Origin of the sequence: Pontibacterium sp., from assembly GCF_964228735.1 — a bacterium.
Taxonomy (GTDB): Bacteria; Pseudomonadota; Gammaproteobacteria; order Pseudomonadales; family Balneatricaceae; genus Pontibacterium.
The window spans coordinates 1-20305 of the sequence record NZ_CAXRBQ010000072.1 but is presented as its reverse complement, the minus strand read 5'-3'; the positions used below and the strand labels follow the sequence as shown (position 1 = coordinate 20305).

The 20305-nt window shown below is 53.8% G+C and carries 17 protein-coding genes; 8 read left to right on the top strand and 9 right to left on the bottom strand.

What is annotated here, in order from left to right; translation table 11 throughout:
* Positions 1-168: 168 nt before the first annotated feature.
* From ACEQ15_RS07665 to ACEQ15_RS07630, 8 genes are all read right to left on the bottom strand, one after another.
* Complete coding sequence (locus tag ACEQ15_RS07665; RefSeq protein WP_370278527.1) at positions 169-1854, bottom strand: AMP-binding protein; 1686 nt, start codon at positions 1852-1854, stop codon at positions 169-171.
* A 90-nt stretch (positions 1855-1944) separates the two neighbouring features.
* Positions 1945-2526, bottom strand: a complete 582-nt coding sequence (locus ACEQ15_RS07660; protein ID WP_370278526.1) for a peroxidase-related enzyme — start codon at positions 2524-2526, stop codon at positions 1945-1947.
* Positions 2527-2610: 84 nt separating this feature from the next.
* The gene (locus ACEQ15_RS07655) at positions 2611-3543 is read right to left on the bottom strand and encodes a hydroxymethylglutaryl-CoA lyase (protein ID WP_370278525.1); all 933 of its coding nucleotides are present in this window, start codon (positions 3541-3543) and stop codon (positions 2611-2613) included.
* Entirely contained in the window at positions 3543-5537 is a 1995-nt protein-coding gene (locus ACEQ15_RS07650; protein ID WP_370278524.1) for an acetyl-CoA carboxylase biotin carboxylase subunit, read from the bottom strand. Before ACEQ15_RS07650 ends, ACEQ15_RS07655 begins: the two co-directional genes overlap by 1 nt.
* 6 nt (positions 5538-5543) lie before the next feature.
* Positions 5544-6338: an enoyl-CoA hydratase/isomerase family protein gene (locus tag ACEQ15_RS07645; RefSeq protein ID WP_370278523.1), complete on the bottom strand. Its 795-nt coding sequence runs from the start codon at positions 6336-6338 to the stop codon at positions 5544-5546.
* 10 nt (positions 6339-6348) lie between these two features.
* Positions 6349-7956: a carboxyl transferase domain-containing protein gene (locus ACEQ15_RS07640; RefSeq protein ID WP_370278522.1), complete on the bottom strand. Its 1608-nt coding sequence runs from the start codon at positions 7954-7956 to the stop codon at positions 6349-6351.
* Between the two features lie 122 nt (positions 7957-8078).
* The gene (locus tag ACEQ15_RS07635) at positions 8079-9245 is read right to left on the bottom strand and encodes an isovaleryl-CoA dehydrogenase (protein WP_370278521.1); all 1167 of its coding nucleotides are present in this window, start codon (positions 9243-9245) and stop codon (positions 8079-8081) included.
* Positions 9246-9295: 50 nt separating this feature from the next.
* Positions 9296-9700 (bottom strand): MerR family DNA-binding transcriptional regulator, encoded by a 405-nt coding sequence (locus ACEQ15_RS07630; RefSeq protein ID WP_370278520.1) that lies wholly within the window; start codon positions 9698-9700, stop codon positions 9296-9298.
* Between the two features lie 294 nt (positions 9701-9994).
* Here ACEQ15_RS07630 and ACEQ15_RS07625 point away from each other — a divergent pair, with 294 nt between their 5' ends.
* The 6 genes from ACEQ15_RS07625 to ACEQ15_RS07600 all read left to right on the top strand — a co-directional run bounded on the left by ACEQ15_RS07625 (position 9995) and on the right by ACEQ15_RS07600 (position 16081).
* Positions 9995-10813, top strand: a complete 819-nt coding sequence (locus ACEQ15_RS07625; protein ID WP_370278519.1) for an ABC transporter ATP-binding protein — start codon at positions 9995-9997, stop codon at positions 10811-10813.
* Positions 10810-11523, top strand: a complete 714-nt coding sequence (locus ACEQ15_RS07620; protein ID WP_370278518.1) for an ABC transporter ATP-binding protein — start codon at positions 10810-10812, stop codon at positions 11521-11523. The genes ACEQ15_RS07625 and ACEQ15_RS07620 overlap by 4 nt, the downstream gene beginning before the upstream one ends.
* A 112-nt stretch (positions 11524-11635) precedes the next feature.
* Positions 11636-12841 (top strand): ABC transporter substrate-binding protein, encoded by a 1206-nt coding sequence (locus ACEQ15_RS07615; protein WP_370278517.1) that lies wholly within the window; start codon positions 11636-11638, stop codon positions 12839-12841.
* Between the two features lie 128 nt (positions 12842-12969).
* The gene (locus tag ACEQ15_RS07610) at positions 12970-13857 is read left to right on the top strand and encodes a branched-chain amino acid ABC transporter permease (RefSeq protein WP_370278516.1); all 888 of its coding nucleotides are present in this window, start codon (positions 12970-12972) and stop codon (positions 13855-13857) included.
* Between the two features lie 13 nt (positions 13858-13870).
* Positions 13871-14800: a branched-chain amino acid ABC transporter permease gene (locus tag ACEQ15_RS07605; protein ID WP_370278515.1), complete on the top strand. Its 930-nt coding sequence runs from the start codon at positions 13871-13873 to the stop codon at positions 14798-14800.
* Positions 14801-14899: 99 nt separating this feature from the next.
* Positions 14900-16081, top strand: coding sequence for an acetyl-CoA C-acyltransferase (locus ACEQ15_RS07600; RefSeq protein WP_370278514.1), 1182 nt, complete (start codon positions 14900-14902; stop codon positions 16079-16081).
* Between the two features lie 338 nt (positions 16082-16419).
* Here the strand turns inward: ACEQ15_RS07600 and ACEQ15_RS07595 are convergent, their stop codons facing one another.
* Complete coding sequence (locus ACEQ15_RS07595) at positions 16420-17334, bottom strand: AraC family transcriptional regulator (RefSeq protein ID WP_370278513.1); 915 nt, start codon at positions 17332-17334, stop codon at positions 16420-16422.
* A gap of 170 nt (positions 17335-17504) precedes the next feature.
* On the opposite strand from ACEQ15_RS07595, the gene ACEQ15_RS07590 reads away from it, so the two are divergent.
* Positions 17505-18998, top strand: coding sequence for a CoA-acylating methylmalonate-semialdehyde dehydrogenase (locus tag ACEQ15_RS07590; protein WP_370278512.1), 1494 nt, complete (start codon positions 17505-17507; stop codon positions 18996-18998).
* An 84-nt stretch (positions 18999-19082) separates the two neighbouring features.
* Positions 19083-20240, top strand: a complete 1158-nt coding sequence (locus tag ACEQ15_RS07585; protein ID WP_370278511.1) for an acyl-CoA dehydrogenase family protein — start codon at positions 19083-19085, stop codon at positions 20238-20240.
* Positions 20241-20305 lie beyond the last annotated feature (65 nt).

Below are 20305 nucleotides of genomic sequence, written 5' to 3'. Positions count from 1 at the left end.
TGACCCTCCCGGCAGGCATATGATCTGTGGGCGGTGCAGAGGTGCGATGCCCATAACCTATAAGGTAAGCATAGACGGGGCGTCTTTCTGTCTGCTTCTGGTCTACAGTCGGAAACTAAAACGCCAGCACGAAGGCTGGCGTTTTTCACGAAGTGGGTGTGGCGATTATCAGTCTTCCAGACCCAGCTCTTCGATAGAGATTTCACGCATCTTGAACTTCTGGATCTTACCGGTCACGGTCATTGGGAACTCGTCGGTAAACTTGAAGTAACGTGGGATCTTGAAGTGGGTGATCTTACCCTTACAGAACGCACGTAGATCTTCAGCGGTTACTTCCTCTGCACCCGGTGCCAGTTTCACCCAGGCAATCAGTTCTTCACCGTATTTCTTATCCGGTACGCCGGTTACCTGAACATCGGAGATGGACGGGTGGGTGTACAGGAACTCTTCGATCTCTTTCGGGTATACGTTCTCACCGCCGCGGATAACCATATCCTTGATACGGCCAACGATCTGGATGTAACCCTCTTCGTCCATGGTTGCCAAGTCGCCGGTGTGCATCCAGCCACCTTCGTCTACGGACTTAGCAGTAGCTTCCGGGTTGTTCCAGTATTTCAGCATCACGCTGTAACCACGGGTGCAGAGTTCGCCCACTTCACCACGGGCAACAACGTTGCCGGATGCCGGATCAACGATCTTGGTTTCCAGGTGTGGCTGGGTGCGGCCTACGGTGGTTACACGCTTAACGAACGGGTCGTCTGCTGCGGTTTGGGTGGAAACCGGGCTGGTTTCGGTCATACCGTATGCGATCTGAACCTCTTCCATGTGCAGTTTGGTGTTAACCGCTTTCATCACCTCTTCAGGGCAGATGGAACCTGCCATGATGCCGGTGCGCAGGGTGGACACTTCGTACTGATCGAAGTCTGGATGCTCCATCTCGGCGATGAACATGGTTGGTACACCGTAAAGCGCGGTTGCACGCTCTTCGGATACCGCTTCCAGTACGGATTTCGGTTCGAAACCTTCGTCCGGGTAGATCATGGTCGCACCGTGGGTCATACAACCCAGGTTACCCATGACCATGCCGAAGCAATGGTATAGCGGTACAGGGATGACCAGACGGTCCTGATCGGTGAAGTTCATGCTCTCGGCGACGAAGTAACCGTTGTTCAGGATGTTGTGGTGAGACAGCGCCGCACCTTTCGGGAAACCGGTGGTGCCGGAGGTGTACTGGATGTTGATCGGATCGTCGAACTGCAGCTCAGCCTGAATTTTTTCCAGCTGGGAGTTGTCGATTTTCTCGGCCATCTCTACGAAGTCAGCCCAGCGCCACATGCCAGCCAGCTTGTCGTCGGCCAGGTTGATGATGCCTTTAAGGTGCGGAAGCTTCTCGGATTCCAGCTCACCTTCGGCGCAGCTTTTCAGTTCTGGTGCCAGATCGTACAGCATCTGGGTGTAGTTGGAGGTTTTAAAGCTGTCTGCGGTTACCAGGAACTTGGCCTCAGACTGGTTCATCGCGTATTCCAGCTCGTGCAGACGGTACGCCGGGTTTACGTTTACCAGAATCGCACCCACTTTGGCGGTCGCGAACTGGGTGATAGTCCACTGGGCGCAGTTCGGAGACCACATGCCCACACGGTCACCGCGTTTTACGCCAATCGCCAGGAAGGCGCGTGCTGCTTCGTCGACACGCTGTTTCAGTTCGGCGTAGGTCAGGCGGATGCCCTGGTGGCGCACGATCAGTGCATCGTTGTTTGGATAGGTTGCTGCAATTTCATCAAACTTGTCACCGATGGTCATGCCGATCAGTGGTTTAGTGCTAGGACCGCTGGTGTAGCTCGGGAGTTTACTCATCGTTGTTGACCCCATTTGCGCGTTATTTTTTTAAATTTCAAAAGGGTTTATGTGCCCGGTGCTGCCCCAAACAGCACCGGGCACGGAATATCAGCGACTTTGGCTGTGGTATTCAGGGTTCGGCTGCATATCGACCGCACTGGCGACTCGGTTGGTCATGTTGTAAAAACCGGCGATGTTGGCGATATCCCAGATATCACGATCACTGAAACCCACGTCACGCAGAGCCTGACGATCGGCTTCGAGAATTTCGTTAGGGGATTCCGTCAGCTTGACGGAGAAATCGAGCATCGCACGGTGGCGGTCGGATAGTTCCGCTACACGGTAGTTCATCACCATCAGTTCACCCAGCTTGGGTTCGCCGGAGTACTCGCGTACCGCAGCGCCGTGGGCAACCTGGCAGTAGTAGCAGGAATTGGAGGATGAAACCGCAACGGCGATCATCTCTTTTTCCAGATTGGATAACCCGCTCTCACCAAACATCAGTTCGTTATAGAGACGGGAAAACACATCCAGCTGTGCAGCGTTCTGGCTGTAGGCCTTGAGAACGTTCGGCACCATGCCCAGCTTCTCTTCACACACAGCGAAGTACTTCTGAAACTCGTCCGACAGTTCATGGTGCGCCGGCACTGGCAGATCCAGTGCCGTGATGTAATCCGGTTGTGACTTCATCTGTTGATACCTCGGTTTTGTTTTTTTTGTTTCGAGGTGCCCGACAGCCCTGATGGGTGTCGGGCGTTGTCTATATAAGGGTTTTTACTTATCTTTGCAGCCTAAAGCAAGTGCGACTTTAGAACCGTTGCCGCGACCCAGTTGCCCGGTGATCCAGTGGCTGGTTGCTACCAGCTTGTCCAGATCGATACCGGTTTCGATACCCTGGCCATTCAGCATGTACACCACATCTTCAGTAGCGACATTGCCGGACGCGCCTTTGGCGTAAGGGCATCCACCCAGGCCAGCGACAGAGGTATCGATCACTGCCAGACCCTCCTCGACCACGGCATACAGGTTGGCCAGGGCCTGCCCGTAGGTGTCGTGGAAGTGCGCCGCCAGCTTCTCCATCGGGATCTCTTTGTTTACCGCTTCCAGCATCTTCTTCGCTTTCAGCGGGGTGCCAACACCGATGGTGTCGCCCAGGGAGATCTCGTAGCAGCCCATATCCAGCATATCGCGGCAGACTGCAGCAACTTGCTCGGGTGCGATATCGCCATCGTACGGGCAACCCAGAACCGTGGAGACGTAACCGCGCACACGAATACCGTGCTGTTGAGCGGTTTCGATCACCGGTACGAACCGTTCCAGGCTTTCTTTGATGGAGCAGTTGATGTTCTTCTGGGTGAAGGCTTCGGAGGAAGCGGTAAACACCGCAACCTCGTCTGCTTTGGACTCAATCGCACCCTCAAGGCCACGCATGTTTGGTGTGAGCGCGGCGTAGGTAACACCCGGTTTGCGATTGATACCTGCCATCACCGCCGCCGCATCGCCCATCTGTGGAACCCACTTCGGGGAGACAAAGCTGGCGGACTCAACGTAGCTGAGTCCGGCGTCGGCCAGGCGGTTGATCAGCTCAACCTTCACTTCGGTGGCAATGATGTCACCCGGTTCGTTCTGCAGGCCGTCCCGTGGGCCGACCTCAACGATGCGAACTGATGACGGCAGAGAGGAAGGTACAGAGAAAGGAGTGGCCATTACGCTGCCTCCTCATCCTTTGCTTCCAGTGCTACCAGTTCGGCACCTTCGTTCACCAGATCACCTTCGGCGAAGAACACTTCAGCTACAACACCGTCGTACGGTGCAGAGATGCTGTGCTCCATCTTCATCGCTTCCATGATCACCAGTGTGTCACCCGCTTTCACTTCCTGACCCTTGTCGACCAGAACCGCGACCATCGCGCCGTTCATCGGTGCAGCCAGCGACGCATCACCGGACTGTTCGGACTCGGTGAAGGTGTCACGGTGCTGACGGCACTGGAACTGTTCGCCTTCGTGGAAGATGGTCAGGTTGTCGCCATCCTGGAAGCAGTGCACGGTCAGACGGTGACCGTTGATGATCACGTCCAGTGCATCGTGGCTCAGGCACGCGGATACACGGTAGCTGGCATCGTCCACGGTCACTTCGTATTCGTGCTGTTTCTCAAGAATGCTCAGCTCGTGCAGGTCATCACCCAATGCCAGTTTCATCGGGCGGGCGTACTCGGAGTTCAGACGCCAGCCGTTCTGGGCAGAGAATGGGGAGTACTGATCACCCTTGATGGTATTACCCGCTTTCGCCGTTTCCAGGAAGTAGGCTGCGGCCATCACCAGGCAGAACTGGTTATCCAGACGTGCATCCGGGAACAGCAGCTCACGGTGCTTCTCGATGAAGCCGGTATCCAGCTCTTCCTTACGGAACGGGCCCGCATCCGCCAGGTTACGCAGGAAGCGGGTGTTGGTCTTCAGGCCTGCGATGCGGTAATCCTCCAGTGCTTTAACCATACGGTTGATCGCCGCTTCGCGGTTCTCATCCCATACGATCAGCTTGGCGATCATTGGATCGTAGTACACGGATACTTCGTCACCTTCGATAACGCCGGTGTCCACACGTACGTGGGCGTTTTCAGCCGGGGTACGCAGGTATTTCAGGCTACCGGTGGCAGGCAGGAAGTCGTTGTCCGGATCTTCCGCGTAGATACGTGCTTCCAGTGCGTGGCCTCGGATGGACAGCTGATCCTGGGTGATCGGCAGTTCGGAACCTGCGGCGATACGCAGCTGCCATTCCACCAGATCCTGACCGGTGATCATCTCGGTTACCGGGTGTTCCACCTGCAGGCGGGTGTTCATCTCCATGAAGTAGAAGGAACCGTCCACGTCGTACAGGAACTCAACCGTACCTGCACCCACGTAGTCGATCGCTTGTGCGGCACGAACCGCTGCTTCACCCATCGCTTTGCGGGTTTCGTCAGACAGACCCGGCGCAGGGGCTTCTTCGATCACTTTCTGGTGACGACGCTGTACGGAGCAGTCACGCTCGGCCAGGTAGATACCGTTACCGTGCTTGTCGCAGAAGACCTGGATCTCCACGTGGCGTGGCTGGGTCAGGTAACGCTCGATCAGCATGTCCGGGTTGCCGAATGCATTCTGTGCTTCACGGCATGCGGCCTGCAGCGCTGCGTCGAAGTCATCAAGAGACTCAACCACTCGCATACCTTTACCGCCACCACCGGCAACCGCTTTCAGCAGCTGTGGGTAACCGCATTTCTCGGATTCGCGTTTCAGCAGGGCTGGATCCTGGTCTTCACCGTGATAGCCCGGTACCAGCGGTACGTTGGCGTGAGACATGATCTCTTTCGCCGCGGACTTGGAACCCATCGCTGCAATCGCGGAAGACGGTGGGCCGATGAAGGTAATGCCGTTTGCTTCCAGTGCTTCTGCGAATTCAGTGTTCTCAGACAGGAAACCGTAACCCGGGTGAACCGCCTGAGCGCCGGACTGTTTGCAGATCTCGATGATCTTGTCGGCACGCAGGTAACTTTCAGTGCTTGGTGCAGGGCCCAGCAGGAAGGCTTCGTCAGCCATCGCTACGTGGCGGGCATTGGCGTCAGCTTCGGAGTAGACAGCGACACACTTAACACCCAGACGGTGCGCCGTCTGGATAACGCGGCAGGCAATCTCGCCACGGTTTGCAATAAGAATCTTGTTGAACATGGTCGCTTACTCCTGAATCCAGTTTGGCTTGCGCTTCTGCAGGAAAGATCCTAGACCTTCCTGACCCTCTTCGCTGACACGGATATCAGCGATACGGCGCGCGGTGTCGTCGATCACGTCCTGATCGATTACCTTGCTGCTTACGGCGAAGATCAGTTCTTTCGCCGCGTGCATCGCCTGTGGGCTGTTACGACGCAGCTGTTTCACAAAGCGTGCGCAGGCATCGTCGAACAGGGCAGGGTCGGCAACCACTTCGTGTACCAGGCCAAACTCTTTTGCTTCAGCAGCAGAGAACAGCTCGGCGGTGACAAAGTAGCGGCGTGCCTGACGCTCGCCGATAGCGCGGACCACGTATGGGCTGATCACCGCAGGGATCAGGCCGATTTTTACCTCACTCAGGCAGAACTGGCTGGACTCAGCGGCGATCACGATGTCGCAGCATGCCGCCAGACCTACAGCACCGCCGTAGGCAGCGCCCTGAACCAGGCCGATAGTCGGCTTGGACAGGCCGTTCAGTACTTCCATCAGGCGGGCAAGACGACCGGCGTCTTCCATGTTCTCCTGATGGCTGTTCTGCGCCATGCGCTTCATCCATGCCAGATCAGCACCGGCAGAGAAATTCTTGCCGTTGGAACGCAGTACCAGGACGCGGATCTCAGGATCTTCGTCGCAGGCTTCGAGATTGGCGATCAACTGCTCGATCACATCGTCGTCGAACGCGTTGTGCACTTCGGGACGGTTGACGATCAGTTGGGCTACACCGTCGGAGCCTTTTTCCAGCAATACAAAGCTATTAGACATAACAGCCTCCTTACATGCGGAATACACCGAACTTGGTGTCGCCGATCGGTTTGTTAAGTGCAGCAGACAGACCCATGCCGATGATGTCGCGGGTCTGAGCCGGATCGATTACGCCGTCGTCCCACAGACGCGCGCTGGCGTAGTATGGGTGACCCTGGTGTTCGTAGGTGTCAACGATCGGTTTCTTGAACTCTGCTTCTTCTTCGGCGGACCATTCCTGACCCACGCGATCCATGTTGTCGCGTTTAACGGTTGCCAGTACACCAGCCGCCTGTTCACCACCCATTACGGAGATACGGGCGTTTGGCCACATCCACAGGAAGTTAGGGCTGTACGCACGGCCACACATGCCGTAGTTACCGGCACCGAAAGAGCCACCGATCAGCACGGTCAGCTTAGGTACGTCGGCACACGCCACAGCCGTTACCATCTTGGCACCGTGCTTGGCGATACCTTCGGATTCCGCTTTCTGACCTACCATGAAGCCGGTGATGTTCTGCAGGAACAGCAGCGGGATCTTGCGCTGACAGCACAGCTCGATGAAGTGTGCACCTTTCTGGGCGGAATCACCGAACAGGATGCCGTTGTTCGCCACGATACCCACTGGGTAGCCGTGGATGTGGGCGAAACCGGTTACCAGCGTAGTGCCGTACATCTTCTTGAATTCGTCGAATTCGGAACCGTCCACGATACGGGCGATGATTTCGCGTACGTCGAACGGTTTCTTCAGGTCGGTACCAACAATGCCGTAGATCTCGTCTGCGCTATACAGAGGCGCTTTCGGCTCGCGGATATCCAGATCCAGGTTCTTTTTGCGGTTCAGGTTCGCGACACAGGTACGCGCGATCTGCAGCGCGTGCGCGTCGTTCTCTGCGTAGTGGTCGGCTACACCGGACACTTTACAGTGAACGTCTGCACCACCCAGGTCTTCTGCTGAAACCACTTCACCGGTGGCTGCTTTAACCAGTGGAGGACCGGCCAGGAAGATAGTGCCCTGGTTTCGCACGATGATGGATTCGTCTGCCATGGCTGGTACGTATGCACCACCGGCAGTACACAGGCCCATGACCACAGCGATCTGTGGGATGCCTTTAGAAGACATGCGCGCCTGGTTGTAGAAGATACGACCGAAGTGGTCGCGATCCGGGAATACGTCGTCCTGCTGCGGCAGGTTGGCACCGCCGGAGTCCACCAGGTAGATACATGGTAGGTGGTTTTGCTCGGCGATCTCCTGCGCACGCAGGTGTTTCTTCACGGTCAGCGGGTAGTAGGTGCCGCCTTTAACCGTCGCGTCGTTGGCGATGATCATGCATTCCTGACCGCTTACGCGGCCAACACCGGCAATGATACCCGCTGCCGGGATTACATCGTCATACACTTTGTAGGCTGCCATCTGGGACAACTCCATAAATGGAGAGCCTTCGTCCAGCAGGGCGTTGATACGTTCGCGGGGCAGCAATTTGCCGCGGGACAGGTGGCGTTCCTGGTACTTAGGACCGCCGCCCTGTTCGATGGTGGATACTTTGTCGCGCAGGTCGTTTACCGCTTCAGCCATAGCGTCATGGTTGCTGCGGAAGTCTTCTGCACGTGGATTGATTTTGCTTTGCAGAACGGCCATACCGATCTCCTCTTACAGATTCCTGAAAAGTTTTGAGTCAGGACCGCAACGCTTTTTTGAATCGCACCTATATATAAGGAAGCAATAAAGTAGCGATTACGGTCCGGGGTAGGGCAGTTGCCTTACTTGTTCAGGAACAGTTCGCGGCCGATCAGCATACGGCGGATCTCGGAAGTACCCGCGCCAATCTCGTACAGCTTGGCGTCGCGCAGCAGGCGGCCGGTAGGGAATTCGTTGATGTAACCGTTACCGCCCAGCAGCTGGATCGCGTCCAGAGCGATCTTGGTTGCCATCTCTGCGGTGTAGAGGATACAGCCTGCAGCATCTTTACGGGATGCTTCGCCACGTACTGCAGCTTGTGCCGCCATGTAAACGTAAGCTTTGGATGCGTTCATGATGGAGTACATGTCAGCAACCTTACCCTGCACCAGTTCGAACTCACCGATAGACTGGCCGAACTGTTTACGGTCACGGATGTAAGGGATCACGATGTCCATTGCAGCTTCCATGATACCCAGTGGGCCACCGGACAGTACCAGACGCTCGTAGTCCAGACCGGACATCAGCACCTTCACGCCGCCGTTCAGTTCACCCAGTACGTTCTCTTTAGGTACTGGGCAGTCTTCGAATACCAGCTCACAGGTGTTGGAGCCGCGCATACCCAGCTTGTCCAGTTTCTGGTGGCGGGAGAATCCAGGGTAGTCACGCTCTACGATGAATGCAGTGATGCCTTTAGGGCCTGCAGTTACGTCGGTCTTCGCGTAGATAACGTAAGTGTTTGCGTCAGGACCGTTGGTGATCCACATCTTGTTGCCGTTCAGCAGGTAGTGGTCACCGTTGTCGCGGGCGTGCAGTTTCATGGATACAACGTCGGAACCAGCGTTTGGCTCGGACATCGCCAGCGCGCCGATGTGCTCACCGCTGATCAGTTTTGGCAGGTACTTCTGTTTCTGCTCTTCGTTACCGTTGCGGTGGATCTGGTTTACACACAGGTTGGAGTGGGCACCGTAGGACAGACCTACAGAGGCGGATGCGCGGCTAATCTCTTCCATCGCAATAACGTGAGCCAGGTAGCCCATGTCCACGCCGCCGTACTCTTCTTTAACGGTGATGCCGAGCAGGCCCATGTCGCCGAATTTACGCCACAGATCGTTAGGGAACTCGTTCTGCTGGTCAATCTCTTCCGCGCGCGGTGCGATTTCCTTTGCTGCGAAGCTGTTGATCTGCTCACGCAACATATCAATGGTTTCGCCAAGTCCAAAGTTCAGTCCAGAGTATTGTGAGATCATAATTTCACCCATTGCTCGCCGATCTACCGCTCCCTTATATAGAAGAGGTGTTATTCGGTCTGTTGTTTTTGTTGTATTTCGTTAAGTGTTTCGCGGCAGCGGGCTTCGGCACTGTCCAGTTCAAGTTGAACCATGGCAATGTCCTTCAGCTGCTGCTCCAGTTCTGCTCGCTTTTCAGCAATCTTTACCAGCAACAGGTTTAACTGCTTTTCGCTGCCGGTTGTGGTCTCGTCCCAAAGTTCGAACAGTTCGCGTGTTTCCGCCAGAGAGAAGCCCAATCGCTTGCCGCGCAGAATTAGCTTCAGGCGCACGCGGTCCTGGCTGCTATAGACGCGCGTCTGACCGCGACGCGCTGGCGCCAGGAGTTGCTGGTCTTCATAGAACCGGATGCTGCGGGTTGTTACGTCAAACTCGCTTGCCAGTTCACTGATGGAATAGGTCTTCTTTTCGTTCATGTCTTTGTACTACCACGTTTGAGATTAGCGTAAAGGAAGTTTACGTAAACGTAAAGCTGTATAAGGGTATTCACATATATTATCACAAAGGGGTATTTGCTGTTTAGGTGGATGATTTATAAGGGTTTTTACTGGTTTTAGGGGTGAAAAATCTATAATCTTAGACTAAAGTAGTACTTGGCTTCCCGTAGGGGAAATTGCTAATTTGGGTTCACCGCTTACGTCAAGGTAAGCATCTCCCAGGGTAGTAAAACTGGAAAAATAACAATAAAAACGGCGAGGCTTGGGTTCCGCATGAGTGTCGATTACGTGCTGCAAACCACTGATCTTGTAAAAGAGTTCAAAGGTTTCACCGCAGTAGATAATGTAAATTTAAACGTTGAGCGTGGAACGATTCACGCGCTTATTGGCCCGAATGGTGCCGGTAAGACCACCGTTTTTAACCTTCTAACCAAGTTTCTGATCCCTACACGAGGTCAGATCCTTTATAACGGGGAAGATATCACCCAAATGCATTCTGCAGAGATTGCACGTAAGGGTGTTATTCGTTCTTTCCAGATCTCCGCAGTCTTCCCTCATCTGACTGTATTGGAGAACGTCCGCATCGCGCTTCAGCGTAAAGAGGGCAACAGCTTCCACTTTTGGAAGTCTGACAAGGTCCTTAATAAGCTGAATGGGCGTGCTATCGAGCTGCTTGAGTCGGTAGGCCTGCAGGACTTTGCTAACACCACCACCGTTGACCTTTCTTACGGTCGTAAGCGTGCGCTGGAAATTGCCACAACACTGGCGCTTGATCCTGAACTGATGCTGCTCGATGAGCCGACACAGGGCATGGGTCACGAAGACGTGGATGTGGTTTCCGATCTGATCAAGCGTGTATCCGCTGATCGAACCATCCTGATGGTTGAGCACAACTTGCACGTTGTATCTAAGCTGGCTGACAACATCACCGTACTGCAACGTGGCGCCATCCTGACTGAAGGTAACTACGAAACAGTATCTGCAGATCCTCGCGTACGTGAAGCGTACCTGGGCGTGTCTGAAGATGAAGTTGTACCGGGTACTGAAGCTGATAAAGCACAACAGGCAGCTAAAGAGGAGGTGACAGCATGAGCGCGGTAGGTGACGAAAAAATCCGTATCAGTGATCTGCACGCCTTCTATGGCGAGTCGCACATCCTGCACGGTATTGATATGTCGGTAATGCAGGGTGAGTTGGTTACTCTGCTGGGTCGTAACGGTGCTGGTCGTTCGACTACCCTCCGTTCCATTATGAACATGGTGGGTCGACGCACAGGCAGTATCAATATCAACGGGCGTGAAACCATTGATATGTCCGCCCATAAGATCGCGCACTTGGGTCTGGGCTTCTGCCCGGAAGAGCGCGGCATCTTCTCCAGTCTGAACGTAGAAGAAAACCTGATGTTGCCACCGGCGGTTCGCAGTGACGGCATGAGTGTTGAAGAGATCTACGAATTATTTCCTAACCTCTACGAGCGCCGCATGAGTCAGGGCACGCGCTTATCTGGGGGGGAGCAGCAGATGTTGGCATGGGCCCGTATCCTGCGCTCTGGTGCAAATATCTTGCTGCTTGACGAGATTACTGAAGGTTTGGCCCCAGTGATCGTGAAGAAGCTCGGCGAGGTGTTGGTCATGCTGAAAGAGCGTGGTCTGACAATTCTATTGGTAGAGCAGAACTTCCGTTTTGCGGCGCCAATTGCGGATCGTCACTACGTAATGGAACACGGCCACATTGTAGAAGAAGTGCACGCAAACGAGCTGGAAGCAAAAGCTGAAATGCTCAATACCTATCTGGGTGTTTAAATCCGGTAATTTTCCGGGAGTCTGCGGGATTTGCCCGGTTAGAAGTCACGGGTAGTACCGAAAGCTCCTAAAAAAGTGAATAACAATAAAAAGCTCTACCAGGAGAATAACGATGAAATCATTGAAAAAATCCCTGCTGTCCGCAGCTGTAGCGTCTGTTTTTGCTGTTTCCGGTGCTCAGGCCGCCGGCATCTCTGATGACAAGGTAAAAATCGGCGTACTGGCAGATATGGGCGGTGTTTACGCTGATATCTGTGGTAAAGGTTGTGTAACAGCAGTGGAAATGGCAGTTGAAGACTTCGGTGGCACCGTACTGGGCAAGCCAATCGAAGTTGTTAGCGCCGATGACCAGAACAAGCCGGATATCGGCTCTGCAAAAGCACGTGAGTGGGTTGAAAGCCAGGGCGTTGACGCCGTAACTGGTCTGGTAGCATCTTCCGTAACCGGTGCGGTAACTAAAGTACTGACCGACAACAAGAAGATCGCGCTGATCTCCACCTCTGCTTCTCACGCTTTCACCACTAAAGCATGCTCTCCGTACAACGCTCACTGGACTTACAACGTAGTTGCACTGGCGAACGGTACCGTTAAGCCAATGGTAGATGCGGGTAAGAAAAAATGGTTCTTCATCACTGCTGACTACGCATTCGGTCACGCTCTGGAAAAAGTGGCTTCTGGCGTAATCAAGAACAACGGTGGTGAAGTAGTAGGTGCAGTTCGTGCGCCACTGGGTACCACTGACTTCTCCTCTTACGTACTGCAGGCACAGTCTTCCGGTGCAGACGTAGTTGCGCTGGCAAACGCGGGTGCTGACTTCGTTAACTCCCTGAAAACATCTGCTGAGTTCGGTCTGACCGAAATGGTTGATGTAGCAGGTCTGCTGGTATTCACCCACAACGCTAAGGCGCTGGATCCAAACATCGCTGGTGGCATGAAGCTGACTACCGGTTTCTACTGGGATATGGATGACCAGACCCGTGCTTGGTCCAAGCGCTTCAAAGAACGTCACGGTTCTATCCCTGCAATGGGTCAGGCAGGTGCTTACTCAATGACTATGCACTACCTGAACTCCATCAAAGAAGCAGGTACCGACGACGCTGACGCAGTTATGAAAGTGATGAAGAAGAACAAGCCTAACGACTTCTTCGCACGTAACGCATACCTGCGTAACGACGGCCGCATGGTTCACGATATGTACCAGGTACGTATCAAGAAAGCGGACGAGCGTAAGAACGAAGACGATATCTTTGCTATCGAACAAGTTATCCCTGGCGAGCAGGCCTTCGGCCCAATGCTGGCTCAGTGTGACTTTAAATAACAACTATAAGTTGATCCGGTAAGAGGTCGGGGCTGCCGTCCGGCGGCCCCTATATCCTCGAACGGACGGTAATTTCCGGTCTGGTTGCACCTGTGTGCACCTTAATATCCGGCTTGGGGTGGAGAGTTATGGCGACATTTCTCGGTATTAACCTGTTTGGCCTGTTCGGCCAGCTGCTTGTGGGCCTGATCAATGGCTCCTTTTACGCGTTGCTCAGCTTGGGCCTCGCAATCATTTTTGGTCTGCTAAAAATTATCAACTTTGCGCAGGGCGCAATGTACATGCTGGGTGCATTCTTTGCTTGGATGGCCCTGAACTACATGGGTATCAACTACTGGGCGGCTTTGATATTTGTACCGCTGGCAGTAGGTTGTATCGGTGTTTTGATGGAGCGTTACCTGCTTCGTCCTATCGCCAACGAAGATCACCTCTATAGCTTGCTCCTTACCTTCGGTCTTGCTCTGATTCTGCAGGGTGCGTTTACCCACATGTTTGGTTCTTCCGGTATGTCTTACGCGATCCCTGAAGAGCTGAAAGGCGGTAACCGTCTGCCATTTATGTACCTGCCGAACTACCGTGCATGGATCATCATCGCATCCTTGGTGGTGTGTGTGGCGACCTGGTACATGATTGAGAAAACCAAACTGGGTGCCTACCTGCGAGCAGGTACTGAGAACCCGCAGCTGATGCAGGCGTTTGGTATCAACGTGCCGCTGATCGTAACCCTGACCTTTGGTTTCGGTGTAGGTCTGGCTGGTTTTGCAGGTGTAATGGCTGCACCTGTGTACTCTGTATCTCCTGATATGGGCTCCAATATGCTGATCGTGGTGTTTGCGATTGTGGTAATCGGAGGCATGGGCTCGATCGGTGGTGCAATTTTGACAGGTCTTGGCATGGGTGTTGTTGAAGGTCTGACAAAGTATTTCTATCCGGAAGCCTCCACCACCGTAATCTTCGCGGTGATGGTGATCGTGCTGCTGACCAAGCCAGCCGGTCTCTTTGGTAAAGAAGCATAAGGGGGACTCCGAGATGCAAATTAATAAAACTGCAGTTGCGCTGATCGGTCTGGGTCTGGTTGCTCCATTTGTCCTGTACCCGGTCTTCCTGATGAAAGTGCTGTGTTTCGCACTGTTTGCTTGTGCCTTTAACTTGCTGCTGGGCTTTGTAGGCCTACTGTCTTTCGGTCACGCTGCATTCCTGGGTACCGGTGGTTACATCACTGGCTACATGATGCTTCATGTCGGGCTGACGCCTGAGCTGGGTATTCTGTGTGGTACCGTTGCCGCGGCACTGCTGGGTGCGGTATATGGCAAGCTGGCGGTAAAACGTGAAGGTATCTACTTCGCGATGGTTACCCTGGCGCTGGCGCAGCTGATCTTCTTCCTGTATCTGCAGGCACCGTTTACCGGTGGTGAGGATGGCATGCAGGGTGTGCCGCGTGGTGAGCTGTTCGGATTCATTGATCTGAGCGACAACATGACCATGTACTACTTCGTGTTTGCGATCTTCCTGTTCGGCTTCTGGCTGGTGAACCGTACTGTTCACTCTCCATTTGGTCAGATCCTGAAGGCGATCCGTGAAAACGAACCACGTGCGGTATCTCTGGGTTACAACGTTAACGACTACAAGTGGGCGGCGTTTGTGATCTCTGCAGCGCTGGCAGGTCTGGCAGGTTCTACCAAAACATTGGTGTTCCAGCTGGCGTCCCTAACTGATGCGCACTGGCACATGTCCGGTGAGGTGGTTCTGATGACTCTACTTGGTGGTATGGGCACCATCTTCGGTCCGATAGTAGGTGCGGCGTCTGTAGTAACTATCCAGAACTACCTGTCTGGTGGTGAGCTGGGTAACTACATCCACATCATCATGGGTCTGATCTTCGTAGTCTGCGTACTGGCGTTCCGTAACGGTATCGTCGGTGAGATCCAGAAAGTAATTAAGCGTAACTTCGGTAACTAAGCGCTGAAATGAAAAAGGGTGCAGCAGTGCGCCCTTTTTTTGTGTCTATAGCTTTACGTTAACGTAAATATTAGAAATCTCGATTTTAAGGTGAAAGATATGAGTCAGGATGCAGTAGTAATTGTGAGCGCAGCGCGTACTCCAATGGGCGGCATGATGGGTTCACTGAGCGATGTGCGTGCACCGGATCTGTGTGCAACGTCCATCAAAGCTGCGATTGAGCGTGCTGGTCTGAAAGCAGATGATGTCGATGAGGTTGTGATGGGCTGCGTACTGCCTGCCGGTCTTGGTCAGGCACCTGCACGTCAGGCTTCCCGTGCTGCTGGTATTCCTGATGCAGCGGGTGCAACCACCATCAACAAGATGTGTGGTTCCGGTATGAAAGCTGTGATGCTGGCACACGACCAGATCCTGGCCGGTTCTGCGAATGTCATGGTTGCCGGTGGTATGGAGAGCATGAGCCAGGCGCCTTACATCCTGCCTAAAGCACGTCAGGGTATGCGCATGGGCCATGGCCAGGTGATGGACCACATGTTCCTGGACGGTCTGGAAGATGCGTACGAAGGTGGCCTGATGGGTACCTTTGCGCAGAAGAGTGCGGATGACTACAACATCACCCGCGAAGGTATGGATGATTTCGCAATCGGTTCCCTGAACAAAGCACTGGCAGCAATCGAAAACGGTGAGTTCAAAGAAGAGATCGCACCGGTAACAATCAAGACCCGTAAAGGTGAAGTGGTTGTTGATACCGATGAGCAGCCTGGCAACGCGCGTATCGACAAGATCCGCAGCCTGCGCCCTGCGTTCAAGAAAGACGGTACGGTAACCGCGGCTAACTCCAGCTCCATCTCCGACGGTGGTTCTGCGCTGTTGCTGATGAAAGAGTCCGAAGCACAGGCACGTGGTCTGCAGCCATTAGCACGTATCGTTTCTCACTCCACGCATGCTCAGCTGCCTGCAGAGTTTACCATTGCACCAATCGGTGCAATCCAGAAAGCGCTGGATAAAGCGGGCTGGACAAAAGAAGATGTCGATCTGTACGAGATCAACGAAGCGTTTGCCGTTGTTTCCATGCTGGCGATCAACGAGCTGGGTCTGGATGCTGACAAAGTAAACGTACGTGGCGGTGCGTGTGCACTGGGTCACCCGATCGGTTCTTCCGGTTCCCGTATCATGGTTACCCTGCTGCACGCACTGAAGCAGAAAGGCCTGAAGAAAGGTGTAGCGTCTCTGTGTATCGGTGGTGGTGAAGCGACCGCTGTTGCAGTAGAGATGATCTAAACCTGCAAAATTAACCGTCCCACGGAACGGGTGATGGCTATCAGAAGGGGATAGTCGTAGCGAATCCGCTTTTCTCTCCAGCCGGGTGTGTCGTTGATCACCCGGCTTTCTCGTTGTTGTAGGGTAGGCTTTAGCCTACCGGCAGCCTAAAGGCTGCCCTACAAGGGGTGGGATTTGTTGGCGTCTGGTGAAGTGAATTAACCTTGTAGGGTAGCCTTCAGGCTACCGGCAGCCTAAAGGCTGCCCTACAAAGACCGGCGTGATGCTAGTATGTAGGTCGGCCATCGTAAGGCGATGCCCGACATGTTGGGCTTTGCGTTGCAAAGGCCAACCTACGGTCAGTTTCCTTTGTACGGATACGCCCCGGTACGCATTTTGCGATACTGGCTGGGTGATACCCCCATCAGCTTCTTGAAGATGCGTGAGAAATAATAAGCATCTTCATAACCCACAGAAAACGCGATTTCATTCACATGGTTGTTGGTTGTGTCCAACAGGTGGCAAGCGCGCTCTATCTTCAGCTGGATGAAGTGGTTGATCGGTGTGGTGCCGGTGATCTCTTTGTATTTCTTAACGAAGTGGTACTTGGACAGGTTTACCGTTTCGGCCAGCGTGTCCAAGTCCAGCTGTTCGTGAATCCGCGCCTGCATCAGGCTGTGAACGCGCTCGATATCTAACCCTTCTCCTGACTGTTTGTGGCGTGCTAACGGCTGGAGGAGGGCAATGTGAGAGAGGATCTGGCGTAATTGGTTGGCAGCGCAAATATACGCATTAATGTTGTAAGTAGATTCCCGTGCTTCCAGTAAAGCCTCAAAGTCGCTTGCCAGCCGCGAATGGATACCAATCGGGATGATCAATTGGTTCTGACCGGTTTTTCGCACCGCAATATGCTGGATGAAATCCGCTGCGTGATGGCCGTGAAAGTGTGCCCAGTAGATCGTCCAGGGATTGCTTGGACGCGCTTTATAGGCGTGTTGAATGCCTCTGGGAATTAACAATATATCACCGGGTCTGACCCGATGTTTTTGTCCTTCAACCTCTAATTCCCCTTCGCCATCAAGGCAATAGATCAGCAGGTTGTCATCGTGACTGTCGCGTTCCATATGATGCCCCGAGGCCTGGCGGTAATAGCCGATGCCCAGCGGATAGAGGCCGCTGCTGAGCGGATGGTTGGCCAGCTCAGAAATGACGCGGTGCGGAATAACAAAGCGGATGCTTTCCGGTGGCAGCGGCCAGCTTGATGGAGTGCTCATAGATGCGACCTATGTATAAGGGAAATTACCTAATGAATCGCAATATAGTCCATCAATAAGACAAGATTATCAATCCTGAAGTTCATATGTGCGTGATACAACTTAACCATCACGTAATAAACGTTCCGAACAAAAAGACGAATAACAAAAACTAACTAGGTATCAAAGCGATGACTCAGCAAGTCCCTCTCCTGATCAACGGCGAATTAGTTCAGAGTGAATCCCAGAACCTGATTCCGGTAACCAACCCGGCGACCCAGGAAGTACTGGCACAGGTTCCATGTGCAACTGAAGCGGAAGTAGAGCGCGCAGTAGAAGCAGCGAAAACTGCTTTCGAAACCTGGAAAGAAACCCCGGTTGGTGAGCGTGCACGTCTGATGCTGCGCTACCAGGCGCTGCTGAAAGAGAATCACGATGAGATTGCAACTCTGTTGGCGCAGGAAACCGGTAAGACCTTTGAAGATGCGAAAGGTGACGTGTGGCGTGGTATCGAAGTTGTAGAACACGCGTGCAACATTGCATCTCTGTCCATGGGCGAAACCGTAGAAAACGTAGCCCGTAAAATCGATTGCTACAGCATCACTCAGCCTCTGGGTGTGTGTGTAGGTATTACTCCTTTCAACTTCCCGGCGATGATCCCGCTGTGGATGTTCCCAATGGCGATCGCGTGCGGTAACACCTTCGTACTGAAACCGTCCGAGCAGGATCCGCTGACGCCGATGCGTCTTGCCGAGCTGTTCAAAGAAGCCGGCGCGCCAGACGGTCTGCTGCAGATCGTTCACGGTACTAAAGACGTTGTGAACCAGCTGCTGACCCACAAAGACACTCCAGCGATCTCCTTCGTTGGTTCCGTAGCTGTAGGTGAGCACATCTACCGCACCGGTACCGACCACATGAAACGCGTACAGGCGTTTGCAGGTGCGAAGAACCACATGGTTGTAATGCCGGATGCATCCAAGAACCAGGTTGTTAACAGCATCGCGGGTGCGTCTGTAGGTGCTGCAGGCCAGCGTTGCATGGCGATCTCTGTTGCAGTCTTTGTTGGTGAAGCACGCAATTGGATCCCTGAAGTGCGCGATGCTTTGGCAAAAGTGCGTCCAGGTGCGTGGGATGACCCAGAAGCGGGTTACGGCCCTCAGATCAACCCACAGGCGCGTGAGCGTGTGCTGGACTTCATTCAGCAGGGTAAAGATGCTGGTGCTGAATGTATCCTCGACGGCTCTGATGTTGTGGTTGAAGGTTACCCGGATGGTAACTGGGTTGGCCCAACCATGTTCCGTGGTGTAACACGTGACATGTCTATCTATCAGGAAGAGATCTTTGGTCCTGTTCTGATTGCGCTGGAAGTAGACACGCTGGAAGAAGCGATCGAGCTGATCAACGAAAACCCATACGGTAACGGCACCTCCATGTTCACCTCTTCCGGTGCAGCAGCGCGTAAGTACCAGCACGAGATCAAGGTAGGTCAGGTGGGTATCAACGTACCTGTACCAGTGCCTCTGCCAATGTTCTCCTTCACCGGCTGGCGTAAGTCTTTCTACGGTGACCAGCACGCTTACGGTAAGCAGGCGGTTCGCTTCTACACCGAGACCAAGACTGTGACTGCACGTTGGTTCGAAGATGATATCGACACCGGTGTGAACACTACCATCCATCTGAAGTAATTCGTACCAGACAATATAACAAGAACGAAAAAGGGAGCGCGACGTAGCCAACATGTCGCGACTCCCTTTCATCAGGAGAGAGCGATGGATTTCGAGCTGAACGAAGACCAGATTGCATTCGCCGACATGGCCCGTGCTTTTGCACAAAACGAATTTGAACCCCATGCCGCCGAATGGGATCAGGAACAGACTTTCCCGGTAGACGTACTGCGTGCCGCGGGTGAAATGGGCTTTTGTGGCCTGTACTCACCGGAGGACGTGGGCGGGTTAGGTCTGAGCCGCCTCGACGCCAGCATTATCTTTGAACAACTGGCGATGGGCTGCACCTCGACCACAGCGTTCATCACTATCCACAACATGGCAACCTGGATGATTGCGGACTTCGGTAATGAAGATACCCGTCAACAGTGGTGCCCTGAGCTAACCGCTGGCCAGAAGCTGGCGTCCTACTGTCTGACCGAGCCGAATGCCGGTTCAGATGCTGCGTCTCTGAAAACGACTGCGCGTCGTGAAGGCGACAACTATATCCTCAACGGATCCAAGATCTTCATCTCCGGCGCGGGTAGCACCGATGTACTGGTGGTGATGGCACGTACCGGCGAAGACGGCCCGAAAGGGATCTCCGCGTTTGCGGTTGATGCCAAATCTGAAGGCATCGTATATGGCCGTAAAGAGGACAAGATGGGCTGGAACAGCCAGCCAACCCGAATGATTACTTTTGAAGACGTTGTGGTACCTGCTTCTGCTCTGCTGGGTAACGAAGGTGACGGCTTCAAGATCGCAATGAAAGGCCTGGATGGCGGCCGTATCAACATCGCGACCTGTTCTATTGGTACTGCACAGGCTGCACTGAACCGTGCCCGTGACTACATGCACGAGCGCAAGCAGTTCTGCAAAGAGTTGGCCAACTTCCAGGCGTTGCAGTTCAAGATCGCCGATATGACCACCGAGCTGGTGGCCGCGCGTCAGATGGTTCGTCTGGCTGCGTCTAAACTGGATGCGGGTCACGCGGACAAGACCGCTTACTGCGCCATGGCGAAACGCTTTGCAACCGATGTGGGCTTCAATGTTGCAGACGAAGCACTGCAGATCTTCGGGGGTAACGGCTACATCAAAGAGTATCCGATGGAGCGTTACGTGCGTGACAATCGCGTGCACCGAATTCTGGAAGGTACCAACGAAATTATGCGCGTCATCGTCGCACGTCGCGTGTTGATGCAGGACGCAGCGGATCTGCTGTAATCCGCGGAAAAGAATTGGAGATATAAGATGACCGATAAGCTGATTGTAGAGAAACAGGGCCATAC